This is a genomic window from Salipiger sp. H15 (assembly GCF_040409955.1).
Classification (GTDB): domain Bacteria; phylum Pseudomonadota; class Alphaproteobacteria; order Rhodobacterales; family Rhodobacteraceae; genus Salipiger.
The window spans coordinates 2907205-2930083 of sequence record NZ_CP123384.1; the positions used below are offsets into that span (position 1 = coordinate 2907205).

21 protein-coding genes are annotated in these 22879 nt (G+C 69.3%); 10 read left to right on the plus strand and 11 right to left on the minus strand.

Features of this window, described 5'->3' with window-relative positions; translation table 11 throughout:
- The first annotated feature begins 228 nt into the window (after nucleotides 1-228).
- Nucleotides 229-1047, plus strand: a complete 819-nt coding sequence (locus PVT71_RS14155; RefSeq protein WP_353472429.1) for an aldolase/citrate lyase family protein — start codon at nucleotides 229-231, stop codon at nucleotides 1045-1047.
- A 3-nt stretch (nucleotides 1048-1050) separates the two neighbouring features.
- On the opposite strand, the gene PVT71_RS14160 is transcribed toward PVT71_RS14155, so the two are convergent.
- A complete protein-coding gene (locus tag PVT71_RS14160; RefSeq protein ID WP_353472430.1) occupies nucleotides 1051-1923 on the minus strand; it encodes an NAD(P)-dependent oxidoreductase in 873 nt (290 codons plus the stop codon).
- A gap of 116 nt (nucleotides 1924-2039) precedes the next feature.
- Here PVT71_RS14160 and PVT71_RS14165 point away from each other — a divergent pair, with 116 nt between their 5' ends.
- Complete coding sequence (locus tag PVT71_RS14165; RefSeq protein WP_353472431.1) at nucleotides 2040-4505, plus strand: penicillin acylase family protein; 2466 nt, start codon at nucleotides 2040-2042, stop codon at nucleotides 4503-4505.
- Nucleotides 4502-5431: an aminoglycoside phosphotransferase family protein gene (locus PVT71_RS14170; protein ID WP_353472432.1), complete on the plus strand. Its 930-nt coding sequence runs from the start codon at nucleotides 4502-4504 to the stop codon at nucleotides 5429-5431. The genes PVT71_RS14165 and PVT71_RS14170 overlap by 4 nt, the downstream gene beginning before the upstream one ends.
- 51 nt (nucleotides 5432-5482) lie before the next feature.
- Here PVT71_RS14170 and hflX read toward each other — a convergent pair whose 3' ends face one another.
- The 9 genes from hflX to dusB form a co-directional block, all read right to left on the minus strand.
- Entirely contained in the window at nucleotides 5483-6736 is a 1254-nt protein-coding gene (hflX, locus tag PVT71_RS14175; protein WP_353473890.1) for a GTPase HflX, read from the minus strand.
- A 17-nt stretch (nucleotides 6737-6753) separates the two neighbouring features.
- Entirely contained in the window at nucleotides 6754-6993 is a 240-nt protein-coding gene (hfq, locus tag PVT71_RS14180; protein WP_066100377.1) for an RNA chaperone Hfq, read from the minus strand.
- Nucleotides 6994-7145: 152 nt separating this feature from the next.
- Nucleotides 7146-8660, minus strand: coding sequence for a potassium transporter TrkG (locus PVT71_RS14185; protein WP_353472433.1), 1515 nt, complete (start codon nucleotides 8658-8660; stop codon nucleotides 7146-7148).
- 3 nt (nucleotides 8661-8663) lie between these two features.
- Nucleotides 8664-10040, minus strand: coding sequence for a Trk system potassium transporter TrkA (trkA, locus tag PVT71_RS14190; protein WP_353472434.1), 1377 nt, complete (start codon nucleotides 10038-10040; stop codon nucleotides 8664-8666).
- A gap of 166 nt (nucleotides 10041-10206) precedes the next feature.
- Nucleotides 10207-11625, minus strand: a complete 1419-nt coding sequence (locus PVT71_RS14195) for a sigma-54 dependent transcriptional regulator (RefSeq protein WP_353472435.1) — start codon at nucleotides 11623-11625, stop codon at nucleotides 10207-10209.
- Nucleotides 11622-13835: a PAS domain-containing sensor histidine kinase gene (locus PVT71_RS14200; protein ID WP_353472436.1), complete on the minus strand. Its 2214-nt coding sequence runs from the start codon at nucleotides 13833-13835 to the stop codon at nucleotides 11622-11624. Before PVT71_RS14200 ends, PVT71_RS14195 begins: the two co-directional genes overlap by 4 nt.
- A gap of 184 nt (nucleotides 13836-14019) precedes the next feature.
- The gene (locus PVT71_RS14205; RefSeq protein ID WP_353472437.1) at nucleotides 14020-15393 is read right to left on the minus strand and encodes a sigma-54 dependent transcriptional regulator; all 1374 of its coding nucleotides are present in this window, start codon (nucleotides 15391-15393) and stop codon (nucleotides 14020-14022) included.
- Nucleotides 15394-16485 (minus strand): ATP-binding protein, encoded by a 1092-nt coding sequence (locus tag PVT71_RS14210; RefSeq protein ID WP_353472438.1) that lies wholly within the window; start codon nucleotides 16483-16485, stop codon nucleotides 15394-15396.
- Nucleotides 16482-17465: a tRNA dihydrouridine synthase DusB gene (gene dusB / locus PVT71_RS14215; RefSeq protein ID WP_353472439.1), complete on the minus strand. Its 984-nt coding sequence runs from the start codon at nucleotides 17463-17465 to the stop codon at nucleotides 16482-16484. Before dusB ends, PVT71_RS14210 begins: the two co-directional genes overlap by 4 nt.
- A gap of 175 nt (nucleotides 17466-17640) precedes the next feature.
- Between dusB and PVT71_RS14220 the strand changes: the two genes are divergently transcribed.
- From PVT71_RS14220 to PVT71_RS14230, 3 genes are read left to right on the plus strand one after another with little or no spacing between them, the layout of a single operon-like run.
- Nucleotides 17641-18786: a bifunctional 2-C-methyl-D-erythritol 4-phosphate cytidylyltransferase/2-C-methyl-D-erythritol 2,4-cyclodiphosphate synthase gene (locus PVT71_RS14220; protein ID WP_353472440.1), complete on the plus strand. Its 1146-nt coding sequence runs from the start codon at nucleotides 17641-17643 to the stop codon at nucleotides 18784-18786.
- On the plus strand, nucleotides 18783-19268 hold the full coding sequence (locus PVT71_RS14225) for a phosphatidylglycerophosphatase A (protein WP_353472441.1): 486 nt from the start codon (nucleotides 18783-18785) through the stop codon (nucleotides 19266-19268). The genes PVT71_RS14220 and PVT71_RS14225 overlap by 4 nt, the downstream gene beginning before the upstream one ends.
- A gap of 10 nt (nucleotides 19269-19278) precedes the next feature.
- Complete coding sequence (locus tag PVT71_RS14230; protein ID WP_353472442.1) at nucleotides 19279-19752, plus strand: CinA family protein; 474 nt, start codon at nucleotides 19279-19281, stop codon at nucleotides 19750-19752.
- A gap of 16 nt (nucleotides 19753-19768) precedes the next feature.
- On the opposite strand, the gene PVT71_RS14235 is transcribed toward PVT71_RS14230, so the two are convergent.
- Nucleotides 19769-20215, minus strand: a complete 447-nt coding sequence (locus PVT71_RS14235) for a type II toxin-antitoxin system RatA family toxin (RefSeq protein ID WP_353472443.1) — start codon at nucleotides 20213-20215, stop codon at nucleotides 19769-19771.
- 70 nt (nucleotides 20216-20285) lie between these two features.
- Between PVT71_RS14235 and hpt the strand changes: the two genes are divergently transcribed.
- From hpt to PVT71_RS14255, 4 genes are all read left to right on the plus strand, one after another.
- A complete protein-coding gene (hpt, locus tag PVT71_RS14240; RefSeq protein WP_353472444.1) occupies nucleotides 20286-20840 on the plus strand; it encodes a hypoxanthine phosphoribosyltransferase in 555 nt (184 codons plus the stop codon).
- Nucleotides 20837-21022, plus strand: a complete 186-nt coding sequence (locus tag PVT71_RS14245; protein WP_353472445.1) for a hypothetical protein — start codon at nucleotides 20837-20839, stop codon at nucleotides 21020-21022. Before hpt ends, PVT71_RS14245 begins: the two co-directional genes overlap by 4 nt.
- 283 nt (nucleotides 21023-21305) lie before the next feature.
- The gene (locus tag PVT71_RS14250; RefSeq protein ID WP_353472446.1) at nucleotides 21306-21773 is read left to right on the plus strand and encodes a cytochrome c; all 468 of its coding nucleotides are present in this window, start codon (nucleotides 21306-21308) and stop codon (nucleotides 21771-21773) included.
- A gap of 3 nt (nucleotides 21774-21776) precedes the next feature.
- Entirely contained in the window at nucleotides 21777-22673 is an 897-nt protein-coding gene (locus PVT71_RS14255) for a cytochrome c (RefSeq protein WP_353472447.1), read from the plus strand.
- Nucleotides 22674-22879 lie beyond the last annotated feature (206 nt).

The following is a 22879-nucleotide window of genomic DNA, read 5'->3' on the forward strand; positions in this document are numbered from 1 at the left end:
TCCACAGGGCGCCCCCTGCGCAGGCAACTGTGGACAACCCCATGACGCGCTTGCCTTGTCGGGCGCGGCGCGGTGCCCGCGACGCCCCTGCCCCGGGCATGGCCAGCGCCGCCGAGAGGCTTCGGCGAAATTGGTATACCATTTCCATTGACCTTGCGTCGCGCCCGGTATTCAACTCGGCCCTGCCCGCCCCGGCAACGGAACCGGGGCACAGACGTGGAGGATTTCATGACCGGAAGAAACAAGCTCAAGGCGCGGCTCAAGGCCGGGGAGACGGTCACCGCCGCCTGGTTCGAGCTGGGCTCGCCCGAGGTGGCCGAGCTGCTGGTCTACAGTGGCTGGGACGTGCTGGTGATCGACTGCGAGCACGGCTCGGCCGGGCTCGAGGCGGGGCTGAACCTGCTGCGCGCGGTCGAGGGCGCGGGCGGCGAGGCGGTGATCCGGGTGCCCGACGCCTCCGAGGCGACGCTGAAGCGGGCGCTCGACCGCGGCGCGCGCTCGATCATGGTGCCGATGGTGCACAGCGCCGCGCTGGCGCGCGAGATCGCCTCCTACTGCCTCTATGCGCCGCGCGGGCGGCGGGGCTACGCCGCGCCCATTGTGCGCGCCACCAACTGGGGCAACCTGCCCGGCTATGCCGCCGCCGCGCATGAGGAGCTGCTGCTCATGGTGCAGGTCGAGCACGTGGACACCGTGGGAGAGATCTCCGAGATCGCCAAGGTCGAGGGCATCGACATGGCCTTCGTCGGCCCGAACGATTTTGCCGCCTCGATGAACCTGCTCGAGCAGACCGAGCACCCGGAGGTGCGCGCCCGGATCGCCGAGGCGGAGACCGCCGCGCTCGCGGGCGGGCTGCTTCTGGGAACGATCACCGGCGTCGCCGGGCCCGGCCGCAGCTATTCCGACCTGCGGAGTGCGGGCTACCGCTTCATCGTCGGCCCGAACGACGTCGGCCTGCTGGCCGGGGCCGCCCGCGCCGCGAAGGCGCAGGCCGCCAAGGATCTGGGCGAGGCGGACACCGAGGCCGCCCCGCTGCCGGGCTACTGAGCCTCAGCCGAAGGCCTTGAGCCGCTTGATCAGCGAGGACGTGTCCCAGCGACCGCCGCCCATCTTCTGGACGTCCTTGTAGAACTGGTCCACCACCGCCGTCACCGGCAGCGAGGCGCCGATCTCGTTGCCGGTGGCAAGGCAGATGCCGAGGTCCTTGCGCATCCAGTCCACCGCGAAGCCGTGCTCGAACTTGTCGTCGAGCATCGTCTGGTAGCGGTTCACCATCTGCCAGGACCCGGCCGCGCCGCCGCCGATCACCTCGACCACCGCGCGCCCGTCGATCCCCGCCTTCTCGGCGAAGGCGAGCCCTTCGGAAAGGCCCTGCACGAGACCCGCGATGCAGATCTGGTTGACCATCTTGCACAGCTGGCCCGCGCCGCTGTCGCCGATGCGCTTGCACATCTTGGCATAGGCGTCGATCACCGGCGCGGCCATGTCGTAGTCGCCCTGGTCACCGCCGCACATCACCACGAGCTGGCCGTTCTCGGCCCCCGCCTGCCCGCCCGAGACCGGCGCGTCGACGAAGCCGAAGCCGTTGTCCTTGGCCACTTCCCAGAGCTCGCGCGTCACCATCGACGAGACCGTGGTGTGATCGACGAAGATCGCCCCCTCGCCCATCCCGGCAAAGGCACCGTCGGCGCCGAGGCAGACCGCGCGCAGGTCGTCGTCATTGCCGACGCAGGCCATGACGAACTCGGCGCCCTCGGCCGCCTCGCGCGGGGTGGCGGCCATCCTGCCGCCGAACTCGCCCACCCATTTGTCGGCCTTCGCGGCGGTGCGGTTGTAGACCGTCACCTCGTGACCGGCCTTGGTCATGTGCCCCGCCATGGGGAATCCCATCACGCCGAGACCCAGGAATGCGCATTTTGCCACGGATCAACCTCCCGTTACCGTTGTCGTTCGGGAAGGTTGTCGCCGCTCGCCCGCCCCTTGGCAAGGGGGCGGGTCTTGGGTAATCCCGTCGAAAGCGCGCAAACTCGGGACGGCTCATGGCAACTCTCTTCCGCTGGCTTCTCAGGCTCGTCAGCGTGGCGATCCTGCTGACCATCATCGGCGTGGCGCTGGCCTATTACCTGGCCTCGCGCTCGCTGCCCGAATACGACAAGACGCTCGAGGTCGCGGGCACCGCCGGCGACATCGAGATCGTCCGCGACAATGCCGGGGTGCCGCATGTCTTCGCCCCGGTCGATCGCGACGTCTATTTCGGGCTCGGCTACGCGCATGCGCAGGACCGGCTCTGGCAGATGACGCTGCTGCGCCGCACCGCGCAGGGCCGCCTGTCGGAGCTCTTCGGCCGCCGCACGGTCGAGACCGACACGCTGATGCGCCGGCTCGACCTCTACACCCACGCCCGCATGTCGGTCGAGGCGCAGGACGGCGAGACGCTGGACGCGCTCGAGGCCTATGCCGCCGGGGTGAACGCCCGGATCGAGGAGATCAACTCGGACAGCCTCGGCCGCGGCGCGCCGGAGTTCTTCCTCTTCAACGCCCCGATCGCGCCCTGGCAGCCGGCGGACTCGCTGGCGATCGTCAAGCTGATGGCGCTGCAGCTCTCCGGCCAGTTCCGCGACGAGATCCTGCGCGCGCGCACCTCGCTCGCCCTGCCCGAGCCCGAGATGATCCGCGACATCCTGCCCGACATCCCCGGCCCCGGCGTCGCCGAGCTGCCCGAATACGCCGCGCTCTTCCCCGAGCGCCCGCTGCCGCGCTTTGCCGCGGCGAGCAGCCCGCAGCCCGACCTGATGCCCGTCGCAAGGCCCGGCATGGGCGGCGCCTCGAACGCCTGGGCCGCCGCGCCGAGCCGCTCGGCAGGGGGCGGCACGCTGCTGGCCAACGATCCGCACCTCGGCTTCACCGCGCCTTCGACCTGGTATCTCGCGCGGCTGCAGCTCTCGACCGGCGGCGTCATCGGCGGCACCATCCCCGGCGTTCCGGCGGTGCTGCTGGGCCGGTCCGAGCACATCGCCTGGGGGTTGACCTCGTCCTACCTCGACGACCAGGACCTCTACATCGAGGAGCTCGACCCCGAGAACCCCGAGCGCTACCGCACGCCGGACGGGTACAAGCCCTTCCGCACGCGCCGCTCGATCGTCAGCATCAAGGGCGCGCCGCCGGTCACTCTGACCCTGCGCTGGACCGAGAACGGCCCGGTGCTGCCGCGCAAGGCATTCGATCTCGACCAGATCACCCCGCAGGGTGACGTGGTCTCGCTGAGCTGGACCGCGCTCTCGGACGGCGACAGCTCGATGAGCGCCGCGATCGGGCTGATGAAGTCGCAGACCGTCGACGAGGCGCTCGAGGCGAGCAAGCGCTTCGTCGCGCCGTCGCAGATGCTGACCCTGATCGACGACGAGCATATCGCGATGAAGCTGATCGGCGCGATGCCGAAGCGCGATGCGCAGAACCAGACGCAGGGCCGGATGCCGAGCCCCGGCTGGATCGCCGCGAACCGCTGGCAGGGCATGCTGCCGGACAGCGACAACCCGCTCTTCAAGGATCCGCTCGGCGGCATCCTCGGCAACACCAACAACAAGGTGATCGACCGCCCCTTCCCCGACCACGTGAGCTTCAACTGGGGCGACAGCCAGCGGGTGACGCGCTGGCTGGCGCTGATGCAGGGCCGCGAGGTGCACACCCGCGACAGCTTCATCGAGGCGCAGCTCGACACCGTCTCTCCCGCCGCCCGCACGCTGCTGCCGCTGATCGGCCGCGACCTGTGGTTCACCGGCGAGGCCGCGCCCGAGGGCACGCCGCTGCGCCAGCGCGAGCGCGCGCTTGACCTTCTGGCCGAGTGGAACGGCGAGATGAACGAGCACCTGCCCGAGCCGCTGATCTACGCCGCCTGGCTACGCGCGCTGCAGGACCGGCTGATCCGCGACGAGATCGGCCCGCTCGCCGACGAGTACACCCATGTCGATCCGCTGTTCATCGAGCGCGTCTTCCGCAACATCGACGGCGCCGGCAAATGGTGCGACGTGCTGCGCTCGGCCCCGGTCGAGACCTGCACCGACATTGCCCGCATGGCGCTCGACGATGCGCTGGTCTGGATCGGCGAGCGCTACGGCACGCAGCTTGAATCGCTGCGCTGGGGCGATGCGCACCAGGCGACGCACAAGCACACGGTGCTGGGCGACGTGCCGCTGCTGAACTATTTCGTGAACATCCGCCAGACCACCTCGGGCGGCGATTTCACCCTGCAGCGCGGCGTCACAGCGGGCGAAGGCCCCGATCCCTTCGCCAACGTGCATGGCGCGACCTACCGCGGCGTCTACGACTTCGCCGATCCCGACAGCTCGGTCTTCATCATCTCGACCGGCGAATCCGGCCACCTGCTGTCGCGCCACTACGACGACATGGGCACGCTCTGGCGGCGCGGCGAGTACATCCCGATGTCGCTGGACGAGGACCTCGCCCGCGCCGCCTCGGTGGGGATCACCCGGCTGGTGAAACCTTGAGCGATCCCGCGCGCCTCACCCGTTTCGAGGCGCAGGCGCTGGCGCGCGAGGTTCTGGCGAACGAGCGCGCCGGCCGCACCTACGGCCTCGGCTGCCTGAAGAACGAGGACCGGCCGATGCGCGCGCAGGTGTTCTGCGCCGCCCATCCCGGCGAGCACCTCGTGGTGAAGGTCTTCGCACCCGCGCAGGCGGACAAGGCCCGCGCGCAGGCGGCGCGCCAGCGCGCCGTCGCGGCACAGATGCGCGAAGGTCCGTGGCGCGCGCCCGAGGTGCTGTTCTTCGACGCCGGGCGCCTCGTGCTCGGCATGGGCTACGCCGCCGGCCCCAGCCTTGCCGAGCTCTGGCAGCAGCTGCCCGAGGCACGGCGCGACGTGCCGCTCGAGGCGGCGGGAAGCTGGCTCGCCGCCCTGCACCGCCCGACGCTGGAGCCGCGCAAGCTGCGCCCGCGCGGGCAGCTCGACTGGCTGGCAGCGCAGCTGCAGGAGGCCGGCGATGGCATGGCCGATCCCGAGGGGTTCGCGCGCGATCTGGCGGCGCTCGAGGCGCTCTTTCCCGCCGCGCGCGGACAGGCGGCGACGCGGGCGGTCACCCACCGCGACCTGCACCTTGCCAACCTCGTCAGCGCCGGCGGCGCGCTCTGGGGGCTCGATTTCGAGAACGACAGCCCGGATGCGCCCTACCGCGACCTCGTGGCGTTGCTGATCGACGCGCTGGCGCTGGCGCCCGAGCCCGACGCGGCCCGCTTCGGCGCGGCGCTGGCGCGCGGCTATGGTGACAGGGTCACGGCGCCCGATGCGCGGCTCTTCCAACAGCGTGCCTATGCGCTCGGCAGCTGGGCGCGCACCCCCGCCGAGCCGTCGCTGCGCCAGCGCGCACGGCTCGCGGCGGCGAAGATGATCCTCGCCGCCGACAAGTCGCTTTTCTAGGAAGACAACGTCCTTCGAGGGACGTTGCAAATCTCTTCGAAGAGATTTGCCTCAGACCGTCTCGAACTGTGCGCGGTCCTTGGGCGTCCAGCGCAGGTGCAGAAGGTAGCCCTCCTCGTCCTGCTCCTCGGACAGCACCAGCCCCTTCTGGAAGAGCCAGGCGCGGCGCTTGCCCTCGCCGAAGCCGAGCCGCAGGTCCTCGTCGATCGAGGCGCCCTGCAGCCGTTCGGTCACCGCCTCAAGCAGCCCGTCCAGCCCCTCGCCGGTGATCGCCGAGACGGCAAAGATGCCCTCGTCGCGCGACGCGCGCGCCAGCGCCGCCTCGCGGTCCTCGGGCTCGAGCCGGTCGATCTTGTTCCAGACCTCGATCTGCGCCACGTCGTCGCCCACGCCGAGCGAGCGCAGGATGGCATAGACATCCTCGGCCTGCTCCATCGTGCCCGGGTGCGAGATGTCGCGCACGTGCAGCACGAGGTCGGCCGCCAGCACCTCTTCGAGCGTGGCGCGGAAGGCCGCGACCAGCTCGGTCGGCAGCTCCGAGATGAAGCCCACCGTGTCGGACAGGATCACGTCCATGCCGGTCGGCAGCTTCACCGCGCGCATGGTCGGGTCGAGCGTGGCAAAGAGCATGTCCTTGGCCAGCACCTCCGCCCCGGTCAGGCGGTTGAAGATCGTGGACTTGCCGGCGTTGGTGTAGCCCACCAGCGCGACGATCGGGTACGGCACCTTGGCGCGCGCCTTGCGGTGCAGCTCGCGGGTCTTGACCACCTTGTCGAGCTGGCGGCGCAGGCGCACCAGCTGCTCGTCGATGGCACGGCGGTCGGCCTCGATCTGCGTCTCGCCGGGACCGCCGACGAAGCCGAGCCCGCCCCGCTGACGTTCGAGGTGGGTCCAGGCGCGCACGAGGCGGGTGCGCTGGTAGCTCAGCGCCGCCATCTCGACCTGCAGCACACCCTCGCGGGTGGCGGCGCGGTCCGAGAAGATCTCGAGGATCAGCCCGGTCCGGTCGAGCAGCTTCACCTTCCACTCTTTTTCGAGGTTGCGCTGCTGCACGGGAGAGACGGGGCCGTCGACGAGCACCAGCTCGACTTCGGCCTCCTTCAGGCGGTCCTTCAGCTCGGCGATCTTGCCGGAGCCGAAGAGCGTGCCGGGATGCGGGTCGCGCAGCGGCACGATTTCACTGCCCACGACCTCGAGGTCGGGAAGCGCGGCCGCGAGGGCCACGCCTTCTTCGAGCGCCATCTCCGCATCGCGGCGATCACGGTCGGACTTGAGGTCGGGATGCAGGACCCAAGCGCGGGTCACATGCGGGTCATGTTCGTTCAAGCGTTATCGTCGCCGTCATAAAGGTTGATCGGCTGCGACGGCATGATGGTCGAGATCGCGTGCTTATACACGAGCTGCGACTGGCCGTCGCGGCGCAGGAGAACGCAAAAATTGTCGAACCAGGTGATGACACCCTGCAACTTTACACCGTTGATCAGGAAAACCGTAACCGGAACCTTGGTTTTCCGAACATGGTTAAGAAATGCGTCCTGTAGATTTTGTCTGTCCGAAGCCATTAAATTAGCCTTTTTTTCTTGCTGTAGCCGTTCTCAGGCGCTCCCTCGTTCCGGGCGAGTATGTATCGCAAGTGGCGGAACTTCCAGAGCAAAAATATCGCCCTCGCGGGGCCCTCAGCGAGGCTTCGCACATGCGTCTTCCGGAGGCGAGATCAATCTCGCCAGATGTCCGGGGTCAGCAGCACGATGATGCCCAGAACTTCGAGCCTGCCCAGTACCATCGCGGCGACGAAGAGCCCCTTGGCGGCATCGCCCATCTCGCTCAGCGGCACCGGGGTTTCGGCGGCGGCGCGGATCAGCGGGCCGCAGTTGGTGAGCGCCGCGACGGTGGTGACCATGGCATTCTCGAAGTCCAGCCCCGACAGGGAGAAGAGCAGCGAGAAGACCGCGATGGTCATCGCGAAGAGCATGAAGAAGACCCAGGCGACAAAGGCCCCCTGCCGGCGGATGCGCCGCGCCATGACGCCCGACCGGCCCAGCGAGTGTGGGTGCACCAGCCGTTCCATCTCGCGCACGCCGGCGAGGTAGAGCGCGTAGATTCGCAGCAGCTTCACCCCGCCCGCGGTGGTCGCCACGCCCCCGCCCATGATGGCGAGCCCCATCAGAATCACGCCCGGGGTCTGCAGCCCCGACCAGCCGCGCACCGCGCCCCAGTCGGCGCTCTGGAAGCCGGTGGTCGACAGGAAGGACAGCGCGGTGAAGAGCCCGCCCCAGAGCGAGCGCAGCCCGGCCGCGAGGTTGGTCTCGGTGCCGATGTCGAAGGAGGCGATCCAGTGCCGCAGGAACAGCGCCGAAGGCAGCATGAAGACGATGAGCAGCCCCATGCGGAACTCGGGGTCGTTGCGCAGCTTGGAGCCGGTGAGCCCCTTGGTGTCGCCCGAGAAGGTCAGGCGCGACAGGGCGAAGAACAGGAAGAGGAAGATGATCATCTCCCCCGCCATGCCGCTCTGCGCGGTCTGCGGCCCTCCGATGGGCGAGATCCCCGACGTCGAGAGCGTCGACATGGCGTGGCTCAGCGCCACCAGCGGCTGGTCGCCCGACATCAGCAGCATGATCCAGAGCGCCAGCGTCAGCCCGACGTAGATCGGCGCCAGCACCCGCGCCGAGGCGGCGAGCCGCAGCGCCGGGTCCGAGGCGTCGTGCCGCGCCGCGCCGGCGTCGACGCTCTGCCCCGGCTCGCCCGAGGCGGTGACCTCGAAGCCGCCGAGCGTCAGCGGCGCCAGCAGCGCCGCCGAACTGACCCAGATCAGCAGCCCGCCCATCCAGCCGACCTGCGCCCGCCACAGGTGCTCGGCGGCCGAGAGCCGCTCGGGGGCGAAGAGCGTGGCGCCGGTGGTCGTGAGGCTCGAGACCATCTCGACATAGGCGTTGAGGAAGCTGGTGGTGCGCACCGCCTCGTGGAAGGGCACGGCCAGCATGGCGGGCAGCAGCAGGAAGGCCGCGAGCAGCGCCAGCAGCTGGCGCGGCGCCGAGCGGTAATGCGGGCGCGTCGCCTGCGCGATGCCGATCAGCGTGGTCAGCACCAGCCCGACGATTGCCGCGTAGAAGAAGCTGCGCGCATCGTGGAAATCCTCGTGCGCCAGCGCCACGGCGGCGGGGGCGATCATCGAGGCGCTGGCGATGCCCGCCAGCAGCAGCAGAAGGGGCGTGCGGCTGAGCGCGATCATCGGTCAGAAGAAGTCGATGGAGACCTGCAGGAGCCGCTCGACCTCCGGCACGTCCTTGGCCAGCGCGAACATGACGATGCGGTCGCCCTCCTCGACCCGCAGGTCGCCGGTGATCTTGACCACCTCGCCATCCTTCATCACCGCGCCGACCAGCACCCCCTCGGGGAAGTCGATCTCGCGGATCATCCGCCCGGAGATGGAGGAGGTCGAGAGCACCTCGGCCTCGATCACCTCGGCCTCGGCGTCGCCGATCGAGTAGACCGAGCGCACGCGGCCATGGCGGATGTGGCGCAGGATCGAGCTGACGGTGGTGGCGCGCGGGTTGATGTGGGCGTCGACCCCCATCGGCTCCATCAGCGGCACCAGTGTCGGGTCGTTGATCAGCGCGATCGCCATGGGGCAGCCCTCGGCCTTCGCGCGCACCGCGGCGAGGAGGTTGGTCTTTTCGTCATCGGTGACGCAGAGCACCGCGTCGGCGCGGGCGATGCCCGCCTCGCGCAGCAGCGCCGTGTCGAGCGCGTCGCCATGCAGCACGATGGTCCGCTCGAGCGCGTCGGCGGCGCGTTCCGCCGCGGCGCGGTCCTTCTCGATCACCTTGGCGCGGATGCGCTCGGGGCGGTTCTCCAGCGCGCGGGCCACGGCGAGGCCGACGTTGCCGCCGCCAAGCACCACGATCCGCTCCTGCTTGCGCTGCGCCTTGCCGAAGATCTCCAGCGTGCGCTGGATGTCGTCGGCATGGACCAGCACGTAGCAGGCGTCGCCGGCGAAGATCTGGTCGCCCGGCTCGGGGGCGAAGAGCGTGCCCTCGCGGCGGATGCCCACGACCACCGAGCGCAGCGTCGAGAAGAGGTCCGAGAGCTGCCGCAGCGGCGTGTTGATGATCGGGCAATGCTCGTCGATGGTCAGGCCCAGGAGCTGCGCGCCGCCGTCGAGAAAGCGCTCGGTGTCAAAGGCCGCGGGGGCCGACAGGCGCTGCAGCGCGGCCTCGGCGACCTCCTTCTCGGGCGAGATCACCACGTCGATCGGCAGGTGGTCGCGGCGGTAGAGGTCGGAGTAGATCGCCGTCAGGTAGCTCTGCGAGCGCAGGCGGGCGATCTTGCGGGGAATGGCGAAGATCGAGTGGGCCACCTGGCAGGTGACCATGTTGACCTCGTCCGAATAGGTGGCGGCGATGATCATGTCGGCGTCGCGCGCACCGGCCTTGTCGAGCACGTCGGGATAGGAGGCGAAGCCCGCGATCCCCTGCACGTCGAGCGTGTCGGTCGCGCGCCGCACGAGGTCGGGGTTGCTGTCGACCACGGTGACGTCGTTGCGTTCGCCCGAAAGGTGGCGGGCGATCTGCCAGCCCACCTGGCCCGCGCCGCAAATGATGACCTTCATGTCGTCTGCCCAAGTTGCTGGCCCGAGGCCCGGAGTGCGCCCGGCATGACATGCCGGGTGCGAGCGGTCAATGCACAGGGCCCCCTCCCGTGATTGCGGCCCCGCCGAAAAGGCGAGGCTGCAACGGAATTTGCCCGGCGCTCTTCGCGGGATGCGCGTCCCGGCCTCAGGAGGCCTCGGACACCTGGTCGTCGTCGATATAGGCGATCCTGCCGCCGGATTTCGCCCCGGTGACCACGCCCAGCGACTTCAGCTTGCGGTGCAAGGCCGAGCGCTCCATGCCGACGAAGGCGGCGGTGCGCGAGATGTTGCCGCCGAAGCGGTTGATCTGGGTGAGCAGGTACTCGCGCTCGAAGGCCTCGCGCGCCTCGCGCAGCGGCAGGGTCGCCAGCGTGCCCGAGAGCACCACGCGCCCCTCCTCGTCCTCGCCGACCGGCCCGTCCTGCGGCAGCTCGCGCGCTTCGATCGGGCCGCTGCCGTCGCCGAGGATCAGCACGCGCTCGATGAGGTTCTTCAGCTGGCGCACGTTGCCCGGCCAGATCATCGTCTGCAGCAGCGCCACCGCGTCGTCCGACAGGTCGCGCAGCGGCAGGCCCTGCGTGCGGTTGAACATCTCGATGAAATGCCGGGCCAGCAGCGGGATGTCCTCGCGCCGGTCCTCGAGCGAGGGCACGTGGATCGGCACGACGTTGAGCCGGTGGTAGAGCTCCTGCCGGAAGGTGCCGGCGGCGATCTCGGTCTCGAGGTCGCGGTTGGTCGAGGAGATCACCCGCAGGTCGACCCGCACCTTGTCCGAGCCGCCGACACGGGTGAAGCTCTGGTCGACCAGCACGCGCAGGATCTTCGACTGGGTGCCGAGCGGCATGTCGGCGACCTCGTCGAAATAGACCACGCCGCCATGCGCCTGCTCGAGCAGGCCGGGCTCGATGCCGCGGTCGGCGCTCTCGCGGCCGAAGAGCATCTGCTCCATGTTGTCGGGCGCGACACCGGCGCAGTTGACCGTGACGAAGGGCGCCGAGGCGCGGCCGGAGTTGGAATGGATGTAGCGCGCCGCCACTTCCTTGCCGCAGCCCGCCGGGCCGGTGAGCATGACGCGGCCATTGGACTTGGTGACCTTGTCGATCTGGCTGACGAGGCCGCGGAACATGGCGCTCTCGCCGACCATCTGCGCCACCTCGGTCTCGCGGCGGCGCAGCTGGCTGTTCTCGCGGCGCAGGCGCGAGGTTTCCATCGCGCGGCGGATCACCACCAGCAGCTGGTCGATGTTGAAGGGCTTCTCGATGAAGTCGTAGGCCCCCTGCTTGATCGCCGCCACGGCGATCTCGATGTTGCCATGCCCCGAGATGATGATGATCGGGATGTCCGGGTTGTCGCGCTTGACGGTCTTGAGGATGTCGATCCCGTCCATCTTGCTGTCCTTCAGCCAGATATCGAGGATCATCAGCGCGGGCGGTTCGGAATTGACCTCGTTCATCGCCTCGGTGGAGTTGCCTGCAAGCCGGGTCGTATAGCCTTCATCCTCGAGGATGTCCCCGATCAGCTCGCGGATGTCGCGCTCGTCATCGACGATCAGGATGTCGCTCATGTCTGCCTCTCCAGTTCCGAAATGCTCTTGTCCGAATTATCCGGCATCTCACCGGTGGTGCCGAGCGGCAGGCGGATCACCGCCATGGCCCCGGCATGGTCCGCGCCGCCGAACAGCGGCGCATCCTCGAGCGCCAGCGTTCCGCCGTGCTCCTCGATGATCTTCTTGACGATGGGCAGGCCGAGGCCGGTGCCCTTGTCGCGGGTGGTGACATAGGGCTCGAAGAGCCGCGCGCGGTCCTCGGGAAGGCCGATGCCGTTGTCCATGATGCGGATCACCGCGCGGCCGTCCTCCTCGGTCAGGCTCACGCGGATCTCGGGGCGGTGCCCCTCGGGCGCACCGCGCTCGGCAAGGCTCTCGATCGCCTCGCCGGCGTTCTTGATGAGGTTGGTCAGCGCCTGCCCCACCATGGTGGCGTCGAGCTCGGCGGGCATGGCATGGGCCGGCAGGTCGCTGACGAAGCGGATGCCGGGCTGGCCGGTCTCCTGCAGCAGCACCGCGCCGCGCAGCAGCGCCACCACGTCCTCGGGCTTGCGCACCGGCTCGGGCATCCGGGCGAACTTGCTGAACTCGTCGACGATGCGGCGCAGGTCCTCGGTCTGGCGGACGATGACCTCGGTCATCTGCGCCAGCTTCTCGGCATCCTCGGCCTCGAGCTGGCGCGAGAACTTGCGGGTGATGCGCTCGGCCGACAGCCGGATCGGGGTGAGCGGGTTCTTGATCTCGTGCGCGATGCGCCGCGCCACGTCGCCCCAGGCGGCCATGCGCTGCGCGCTGACAAGGTCGGTCACGTCGTCGAAGGCCACCACGTAGCCCTCGAGCGCGCCATCCTGCCGCCGCCGCACGGACAGCCGCACGAGCAGGTGCTCGAGCCGGCCCTCGCGGCTGACCTTGACCTCTTCCTGCGCCGTCTCGAGCCCGGTGTCGCGCAGCCGCTCGTAGAGCGCGCCGAACTCGGGAACCGCCACGGTCAGCGGCACGTCGGCGCGCGGCTCGCGCCAGCCGAGCAGCCGCTCGGCCGGGCGGTTGACGAAGGTCACCCTGCCCTCGGCGTCGAGCCCGACCACGCCCGAGGTGATCGACGACAGCACCGAATCGAAGAGCCGCTGGCGGCGCTCGATCTGGCGGGTGTTCTCCAGCAGCGTCTCGCGCTGGCCCTTCAGCTGGCGGGTCATCTGGTTGAAGTAGCGGCCGAGCATGGCGATCTCGTCATCGCCCTCGCCCTCGATCACCTGCACGTCGAGATCGCCGGCGCCGACCCGCTGCGCCGCCCCGGTGAGGCGGCCCACCGGCAGCGCCATGCGCTCGGCGAACCACAGGCCCAGCCAGACCGCGGCAAGGATCAGCAGCAGCGCGAAGCCGAGATAGACCAGCGCGAAATCGAAGAGCCGCCGCCCGCGCTCGGTTTCCTGCTGCTGGTAGAAGCGCGCGGTCTCCTGGGTTTCGTCCAGCAGGTTCAGCAGGTTGCCGTCGACCACGCGGCTGACGTAGAGGAACCGGTCGGCAAAGGCCGAGAGCGGCACCAGCGCGCGCAGCTCGTGATTGTCCCAGTCGGGCACCAGCACCAGGCCCTCGGCCCGGGCCTGGGCGAACTGCGCCCGGGTCGGCTGCTCGTAGTAGAAGAGATAGGACCGCTCGCCGCGGGCGCGGATCTCGCCGCCGCCGTCGATCACGTAGGCCTCGCGCAGCCCGCGCTGGATCTGGCCCTGTCCCTGCCCCAGCACCTGCCGCACGTCGCCGTCGTCCAGCGCGAAATTCGCCCGCCGCGCACCGTCGATGAACCGCGCCAGCGCCTGCACGTCCTCGGTCAACCCGACGCGCTGCTCTTCCTCGTAGGCCTCGGCCGCGGCGAGCGAGGCCCCCACCACGTTCTGCACGCGGCTGGAGAACCATGTCTCGAGGCCGATGTTGATGGTGAGCACCGCGAAGATCGCGACGGTGACCGTGGGCAGCAGCGCCATGAGCGCAAAGAGCCCGGTGAGGCGCAGGTGCAGGCGCGAGCCGGCGGATTGCGCGCGCCGCTCCGAGATCATCCGCACGAGCCGAGCCAGAACAAGCGTCGCGATCAGCAGCACGTAGACCATGTCGGCCAGCAGCACGAGCCGCAGGCTCAGCTGCGTCGCACGCTCGCCGCTGCCGAGGGGGCCGAGCACGAGGAACGTCAGACCGGCGAGCACCGGTCCGAGCAGGACCAGCCCAAGGGTCGCCACGTTCTGAACGCGCCGCTGCCGGCGCAGCCTGTTCAGACGCGCCCAAGTCGAGCTCCGTGCCCGGGTGGCCACAGATTCACCTCACACTGATACGCTGCTCGAGGCAGCATCGCCAAAGGCTGTGGCTTCTCATGAATGCGCCGCCCCGAAGGCGGCGCATTGCGGCCACATGCCTGTGACGGTTTTACATCAGTTTGCGACGCCGTGTCACGCGAATATCAAGATCGGTGATCTTCTTGCGCAAGGTATTGCGGTTGATGCCGAGCAGATCCGCACATTTTGCCTGATTTCCGCCGGTGGCTTCGAGCGCGATCTCGATGAGCGGCGCCTCGACCTCCTTGAGAATGCGGGTGTAGAGCCCCGGCGCCGGCAGCATGTTGCCGTGCAGGTCGAAGTAGCGGCGCAGATGGCGGGCCACCGAGGTGCTGAGCTTCTCGCTGTCGCCGCCGCGCAGGATCGGGCCGGTGTCGGGCTGGTTGCCCAGCACCGCCTCGACCTCGGCGCGGCTGATCTCTTCGGCGCGCGAGGTCAGCGACAGGCGGCGCACGGCGTTTTCCAGCTGCCGCACGTTGCCCGGCCAGCTGTAGGCGCGGAAGAGCTCGGCCGCGTCCTTGGACAGCCAGCGCTTCGAGGCGCCCTCGCGCTCGGCGCGCTGCAGGAAGTGCTCGGTCAGCAGCGCGATGTCCTCGACCCGCTCGCGCAGGCTCGGCACGTTGATGGTCGCGCCCGACAGGCGGTAGTAGAGGTCCTGGCGCACCGCCCCCTCTTCCATCGCCTGCGCAAGGTCGCCCTGGCTGGTGGCCATGAAGCGCGGCACGTGCTCGCCGGGGATGTCCATCATGCGCACGATGCGCGCCTGGATCTCGTCGGGAATGTCGGTGATCTCGTCGATCAGCAGCGTGCCGCCCTTGACCCGCGCCAGCACCCGCGCCGGGCCCTCGAGGTCCGACAGGTCCGCGCCGGTGACGGTCACGAAGGGCAGCGTGCGGCGGTCCGAGAAATCGTGGATCGCGCGCGCGATCAGCGACTTGCCCGTGCCGCTCTCGCCCGAGATCAGCACCGGCAGGTCGGTGTTCATCACCTTGGCGACAAGGCGGTAGAGCGCCTGCATCGCCGGGGTCTTGCCGACCAGCGGCAGCTCGTCCGGGCCATCGGCGCCGATGGTCGAGACCTCCTCGCGCTTGGCCGAGCGGTTGCGGTTGTCGAGCGCCTTGGCCGTCCGCTTCATCAGGTCCGGCAGGTCGAAGGGCTTGGGCAGGTAGTCGTAGGCCTCGGCCTCGGCCGCCTGGATCGCGGTCATGATGGTGTTCTGCGCCGAGATCACGATCACCGGCAGGTCGGGCCGGTCCTGGTGGATCTTGGGCAGCATCTCGAGGCCGTTGCCATCGGGCATGACGACATCGGAGATCACCACGTCGCCCTTGCCCTCGCCGACCCAGCGCATCAGCGTGGTCAGCGACGAGGTGGCGTGAACCTTGCACCCGGCGCGGGTCAGCGCCTGGGTCAGCACGGTGCGGATCGTGCGGTCATCGTCCGCGACAAGTACGGTGCCGTCCATTTACCTGTTCTCCTCTGTCTCGCGCGGGGCGCGCGGCAACGAAATCCGAAAGACCGTGCGGCCGGGGACGGAATCCACCGAGATCCAGCCATCGTGGTCGGAAATGATCTTGGACACCAGCGCGAGGCCGAGCCCGGTGCCGTTCTCGCGGCCCGACACGAAGGGGTCGAACACGTCGCCCTTGATGTCCTCGGGCAGGCCGGGGCCGTCGTCGATCACCTCGATCTGCAGCGGCAGCTTCTGGGTCGACCCGTCCGGGCGGCGCATGCGGAAGCTGTGCTCGAAGAAGGTGTGCAGGCGGATCGTGCCGCCCTCCTTGGGATCGGCCGCCTCGGCGGCGTTCTTCAGCAGGTTCAGCACCACCTGCAGCAGCTGGTCGGGATCGCCGTAGGCCAGCGGCAGCGAGGGGTCGTAATCCTCGATGAACTTCATGTGCGCCCCGGCGCCGAGCTGGGTCGAGCGGCGCGCGCGGTCGAGCACGTCGTGCAGGTTGACCGGCTTGCGCTCGGGCGCCGAGAGATTGCCGAACTGTTCGACCTGCTCCAGCAGCTTCACGATGCGGCGGGTCTCGGCGACGATGAGGTCGGTGAGCTCGAGGTCGTCCTTGGTGAGGTTCATCGACAGCAGCTGCGCCGCGCCGGTGATCCCGGCGAGCGGGTTCTTGATCTCGTGCGCCAGCATCTCGGCCATGCCGATGGCCGACTTGGCGGCGGATTTCACCGAATGGCTCTGGGTCATCCGCCCGGCGAGCTCGCGCGGGCTGATCAGCATGATGAACCAGCCCGGGTAGTTCTGCACCGGCGCCAGTTGCAGGTTGCAGACCAGCGGCGGGCGGTTGCCGGTGCCGACGTCGACGTCGTTGACGAAAAGCGGCGTGCCGTGCTGGCGGGCCCGGGCAAGGCTTTCCTCGAGCGGCGCATCCACCGCGAGGCGGTCCCAGATCGGCTGTCCGACGAGCCATTTCGCCGAGTTGTTCATGAAGCCCTCGGCGGCGGGGTTCATGTCGGCGATGCGCTCCTCGGCATCCAGCAGCACGGCGGGCACCGGCAGCGAGGACCAAAGCTGGGTCAGAAGTTCGGTGTTGGTGCTCATGCGGCGATCCGCAGGTCGTCGCCAAGCGCCTCGTGCAGGAGCGTCAGCGTTTCGGCGGGCTCGCGGGCGGTCAGCACGCGCTTGCGCAGCTCGGCGTCCGGGGCGGCATGATCCATGTACCAGCCCAGGTGCTTGCGCGCGACGCGGCCGCCCAGCTCCTTCCCGTAAAAATCAAGCATTGCCTCGTAATGCTCTGCGACCATTTGATAAAACGCCTTTCCTGTCGGCACGTCGGGTGCCGGTGTTCCGTAAAGCTCCGCGGCGATCTGGGCCAGTTTCCACGGCGCGCCCTGCGCCCCGCGGCCGACCATGACGCCCGCCGCGCCGGAGGCCTTCAGCGCCGCCCGCGCGCTTGCCGCATCGACGATGTCGCCGTTGGCGACGACCGGGATCGACACGGCCTCGACCACCTCGCGGATTGCCGCCCAGTCGGCCGAGCCCTTGTAGAACTGGCAGCGGGTCCGCCCGTGGATGACGATCATCCGCACCCCGGCCGCCTCGGCCCGTTTCGCGATCTGCGCGGCGTTGAGGCAACCCTCGTCCCAGCCGAGCCGCATCTTCAGCGTGACCGGCAGGTCAACCGCCTCGACCACCGCCTCGATCAGCCGCAGTGCGTGGTCCGGCTCGCGCATCAGCGCCGATCCCGACCAGCCGCCAGTGACCTTCTTGGCCGGGCAGCCCATGTTGATGTCGATGACCTTCGCGCCCATGTCCGCCACGTGGCGCGCGGTCTCGGCCATCGGCTCGGGCGCGCGGCCGGCAAGCTGGACCGAGGTGTTCTCGATCCCGGCGCCCAGCTCGGCCTTCTCGCGCGTGCCGGGACGCGCGGTGAGGAACTCGCCGCTGGCGATCATCTCGGACACGACGAGCCCCGCCCCGAAGCCCGACACCAGCGTGCGGAAGGGCAGATCGGTGATTCCCGCGAGCGGGGCCAGCAGGACTGGTGGATCGATGAGTCTGTCACCCAGCGAGAAGTTCAAGCGCCTATTCCTTGTGCAGATGCTTGGGAGTTAACGTGCGCGCGCCGCGTGTTCAATCATTTGGAAGCATCGCAGGCGCACGCAATACGGGTATGCTCAAAAATTAAGCGCTGCACCTCCGGTGATTGCACCGCCTTGCAGCAACGCCTAGAGAAAGGCGCCGGAGGTCAACACCATGGAAACAGCCGCAATCATCGTTGCCGCAGGCCGCGGCACCCGCGCCGGTGGCGGCCAGCCGAAGCAATGGCGCGACATAGCGGCGCGCCCGGTGGCCCGCTGGACGCTCGAGGCCTTCGCCCCGCTCTGCCCGATCGTGCTGGTGATTCACCCCGAGGACCGCGAGATCGCCGAGTCGGTGGCCGAAGGGCTGCCGGTGACGCTGGTGGAGGGCGCCGCCGACCGGGCGGGCTCGGTGCGCGCCGGGCTCGACGCGCTGGCCGGCGATCCGCCCGCCAAGGTGCTGATCCACGACGTCGCCCGGCCCTGCGTCTCGCGCCACACGATCGAGGCGGTGCTTGCCGCGCTCGACACCGCGCCCGGGGCCGCGCCCGCCCTGCCCGTCACCGACGCGCTCTGGACCGGCGCCGAAGACCAGGTGACCGGCACGCAGGACCGCACCGGCCTCTTCCGCGCCCAGACCCCGCAGGGCTTCCGCTACGACGCGATCCGTGCCGCCCATGCCGCCCACCCCGGCGGCGCCGCCGATGACGTCGAGGTCGCCCGCGCCGCGGGTCTGGCCGTGACCATCGTTCCCGGCGAGGAACGCAACCTCAAGATCACCGGCCCCGACGATTTCGAGCGGGCCGCCGGCTACCTCAAGACCCCCATGCAGGAGACGACCATGGATATCCGCCTCGGCAACGGCTACGACGTGCACCGCTTCGGCCCCGGAGACCACGTGGTGCTCTGCGGCGTGAAGGTGCCGCACGGGCGCGGGCTGCAGGGCCATTCCGATGCCGACGTGGGCATGCACGCGGTCACCGACGCGCTCTACGGCGCGCTGGCGATGGGCGACATCGGCCGCCACTTCCCGCCGAGCGATCCGCAGTGGAAGGGCGCGGCCTCGGAGATCTTCCTGCGCCACGCGGTCGATCTGGCGCTCTCGAAGGGCTATACCATCTCCAACGTCGACGTGACGCTGGTCTGCGAGCAGCCCAAGATCACCCCGCATGCCGCGGCCATGATGGCCGAGATGGGGCGGATCATGGGGCTGGCCACGGACCGCGTCTCGGTCAAGGCGACGACTTCCGAGCGGCTCGGCTTCACCGGGCGCGAGGAAGGCATCGCCGCCATCGCAACCGCAACGCTGGTGAAGCCATGAGACTGATCGCCACCTTCTTCTACGCCGGGCTCCTGCGCCCCGCGCCGGGCACCTGGGGCTCGCTGGCGGCGCTGCCGGTGGCGTACCTGCTGCTGGTGCTGGGCGGGTTCTGGCTGCTGCTCGCGGCCACGGTGATCGCCTTCGTGCTGGGCTACATCGCCACGCAAAAGCTCACCGCGGACGGCGAGGACGAGGATCCGTCGTGGATCGTGATCGACGAGGTGGTGGGCATGTGGATCGCCCTCTTCCCCGTCGGCTACGGCGCGATGATGATGGGCGTGGACGTCTGGCGGCTCTGGCCCGGCTGGGTCTCTGGCTTCCTGCTCTTCCGCCTCTTCGACATCTGGAAGCCCTGGCTGGTCGGCTGGGCGGACCGCCGCGGCGATGCCATGGGGGTGATGCTCGACGACGTTATCGCCGGCGTCTTCGCCGCGCTGGTGAGCATCCTGCTCGCCGGCATCGCCCATGGCTTCCTGATGTGAGGGACAAGCAATGACCGAGGCGCTCGCGCAGGACATCCTGAAACGTGCCATGGCGGCGGGGCTGCACGTGGCCACCGCGGAAAGCTGCACCGGCGGCATGGTCGCCGCCGCGATCACCGACATCGCTGGCTCGTCGAACATCTTCGAGCGCGGCGTGGTGACCTATTCCAACGAAGCCAAGGTCGAGCTTCTGGGCGTCAGCCCCGGCACGCTCGAGGCGCATGGCGCGGTCTCGGAGGAGGTCGCGGCCGAGATGGCGCGGGGCGCGCGCCGCGCCGCGGGCGCCGATCTCGCGGTCTCGGTCTCCGGCATCGCGGGGCCCGGCGGCTCGGAGCACAAGCCCGAGGGACGCGTCTGCTTCGGCCTTGCCAGCGCCGCCGGCACCCATACCGAGACGGTCGAGTTCGGCGCCCTCGGCCGCGGCAAGGTCCGTGCCGCCGCCACCCGCCACGCGCTGCAACTGCTGCGCGACGCGCTGCCCTGAGGCAGCGCCCGGCGGCTCAGGCGTAAAGCTCGGCGGCGCGGCGCTCGAAGGCGCGCACGACGCGCTGCATCGCCTCGTAGAAGAACATCCCCGCCGCGCTCTGCAGCAGGCGGTTGCGGAACTCGAAATCCACGAAGAAATGCACGTCGACGCCACCCTCGGGCGCGTCCTCGAAGTGCCATTTCGAGATCATGTGCTTGAACGGGCCGTCGAGATACTCGGTGTCGATCTTCTTCTCGCCGGGCCAGAGCGTCACGCGGCTGCCGAAGCGCTCGCGGAACACCTTGAAGCTGATCACCAGGTCGGCCAGCATCACCTCGTGGTCGCCCATGTCGTCGCGCGAACGGATCCGCGCCGCTGCCGTCCAGGGCAGAAACTGCGGGTAGTTCGCGACATCCGCCACGAGGTCATACATCTGCTGCGCCGTGTACGGCAGGCGCTTCGTCTCGGAGTGGGTCGGCATGTCGCCCCTTTATCGCGTGACAATGCCGGCACATTTCCTATGCTGCGCGCGGATTTTCAAGGGGTGAACCATGGCAGAAAAGCCATATGTCGTAGACCAGATGATTTCGGCCAAGACGATCGCCGCGCGGATCGAGGATCTCGCACGCGAGATCGAGCGGGAATTCGCCGACACCGACAAGCTGGTCGTCGTCGGGCTGCTGCGCGGCAGCTTCGTCTTCATCGCCGACCTGGTGCGCGAGCTCGACCTTGCGGTGGAAGTCGACTTCCTCGAGGCCTCCTCCTATGGCGACGCCATGGAGTCGAGCCGCGAGGTGCGCATCCTCAAGGACCTGCGCTCGCCGATCGAGGGGCGGGACGTGCTGCTGGTGGAGGACATCGTCGACACCGGCTTCACGCTCAGCCACGTCATCCACCTGCTCGACAGCCGCAAGCCGCGCAAACTGCGCACCATCGCGCTGCTCGACAAGCCCGCGCGGCGCGAGGTCCCGCTCAAGGCGGACTGGATCGGTTTCGAGATTCCCGACGAGTTCATCGTGGGTTACGGGATCGACTTCGCGCAGCGCAACAGGAACCTGCCGTTCATCGGCAAGGTCCGCTTCCCCGAGACCGCCGAGGCCGAGTGACCGGGACATGGCTCCTGCGGATGGCGCGCTGGCTGCGCCATCCACCCTCGCCGGCGCGGGTCCGGCTGGTGCTCGCGGTCCTCGGCCTGTGCCTCGCCCTCGCCGCGATCGAGCGCTGGATCGGCTGGCCCGACGCGCTGTCGGCGGGTCCTCTCCGGCCCCTGCCGAAGGCCGCTCCCTGACCGTTTCAAGCCTGCGCGAGGATCGCATTGCGGTCATCGCGCGTGATCCCCGCCGTGAGGCGCTGAAACATTCGCGATGAAGTCCTGCGTGAGATACTCCCCGCAAAGCATTACCTTGAAACGAATATCACCTAAATTTACCTAACGTAAGCCTGCGCCGACCCCGAACCTCCGCCGGGCATCCCGCTCCGAGCCCCCTTGATCCAATTCCCGCCTCGGCTAGGCTCCGCCGAAGATCTTGATTTTGACGTCACCCCCGGTTCTGGGAGGAAGGGAGTTTCTCATGAAGATCACCGCCGGCAGGCTCACCGTTGCCGCAACCGCCACCCTCGCCGTCATCGGCACTGCCGCCCTCGCGCAGCAGGTGCCCGCCCCGCTCAAGGCGCGACAAGGCGAGATGAACATCCTCGCGATCAACCTCGGCATCCTCGGGGACATGGCCCGCGGCAAGAGCCCCTACGACGCCGAGGCCGCGCAGATGGCCGCGGAGTCGATCGTCGCCGTGACGATGATCAACAAGGCGCCGCTCTTCCCTGCCGGCACCTCGGAGATGGAGCTCGAAGGCACCCGCGCCAAGGCCGAGATCTGGGACGACTGGGAGGGCTTCTCGGCCAAGTGGACCGGGCTCGCCGAGGCCGCCACCGGCCTGCAGAAGGTCGCGGCCACCGGCCAGGAGGCGCTCGGCCCGGCGGTCGGCCAGCTCGGCGGCGCCTGCAAGGCCTGCCACGACACGTTCCGCGCCCCCGAATAACCCATGCACCGCCTGCTCGCGTTCCTCGTTCTGGTCGGGGGCCTGGGCGCCGGGACCGGGTGGATCATCAGCGCGCCCGACGCGCTGCCCGAGGCCGAGTTCAGCACCCCGGTGGAGGGAGACCCGGCGCGCGGCGCCGGCATCTTCACCGCCGCGGGCTGCGCCTCCTGCCACCATGCCCCGGGCAGCGACGACAGGCTGACCCTGTCGGGCGGGCAGCGCTTCGCCTCCGACTTCGGCACCTTCATCGCCCCCAACATCTCGCCGGACCCGCGCCAGGGCATCGGCGCCTGGAGCCTGCACGATTTCGCCAACGCGCTCCTGCGCGGCGTCTCGCCCGAGGGGCGGCATTATTACCCCGCCTTCCCCTATACCTCCTACATCCGCATGGAGCCGCGGGACGTCACCGATCTCTGGAGCTATCTCAACACCCTGCCCGCCTCGGACGTCCCGAGCCAGCCGCACGAGGTCGGCTTTCCCTTCAGCATCCGCCGCGGGCTCGGGCTGTGGAAGCAGATGTACCTCGACCCGGCCTGGCACCTCACCCGCGCCGACAGCGACGAGCTGCGCCGCGGCCGCTACCTCGTCGAGGCGCTGGCCCATTGCGGCGAGTGCCACACGCCGCGCGACCGCTTCGGCGGGCTCGAGCGCGGCGCCTGGCTCACCGGCGCCCCGGCCCCGGACGGCAAGGGCAGCATCCCCGGCCTCACCCCCGACAAGCTCGACTGGAGCGCCGAGGACGTGGCCTATTACCTCGAGACCGGCTTCACCCCCGACTACGACAGCGCGGGCGGCCACATGGTCGAGGTCATCACCAATTTTGCCGCGCTCTCCGCCGAGGACCGCGCCGCCGTCGCGGCCTATGTCAAGGCGCTGCCCGCGGGCGGGGTGATGGACTGACCCCCGGCGTCGCGCCCGCGGCCCGCGCAGGATCTGCGTATTTGAAAAGAGAAGAAGGACAGGGGCGCGCGCTTCCGGCTTCTTCTCTTGCCAAATACGCCGGGGGGTGAGGCGCGCAGCGCCGACGGGGGGCAGCGCCCCCCTTTTCGCCCTCTCCGCCGCCGCGCCCCCTTAACACCGGCGCGCGGATCGCCTATCTGCCCCGC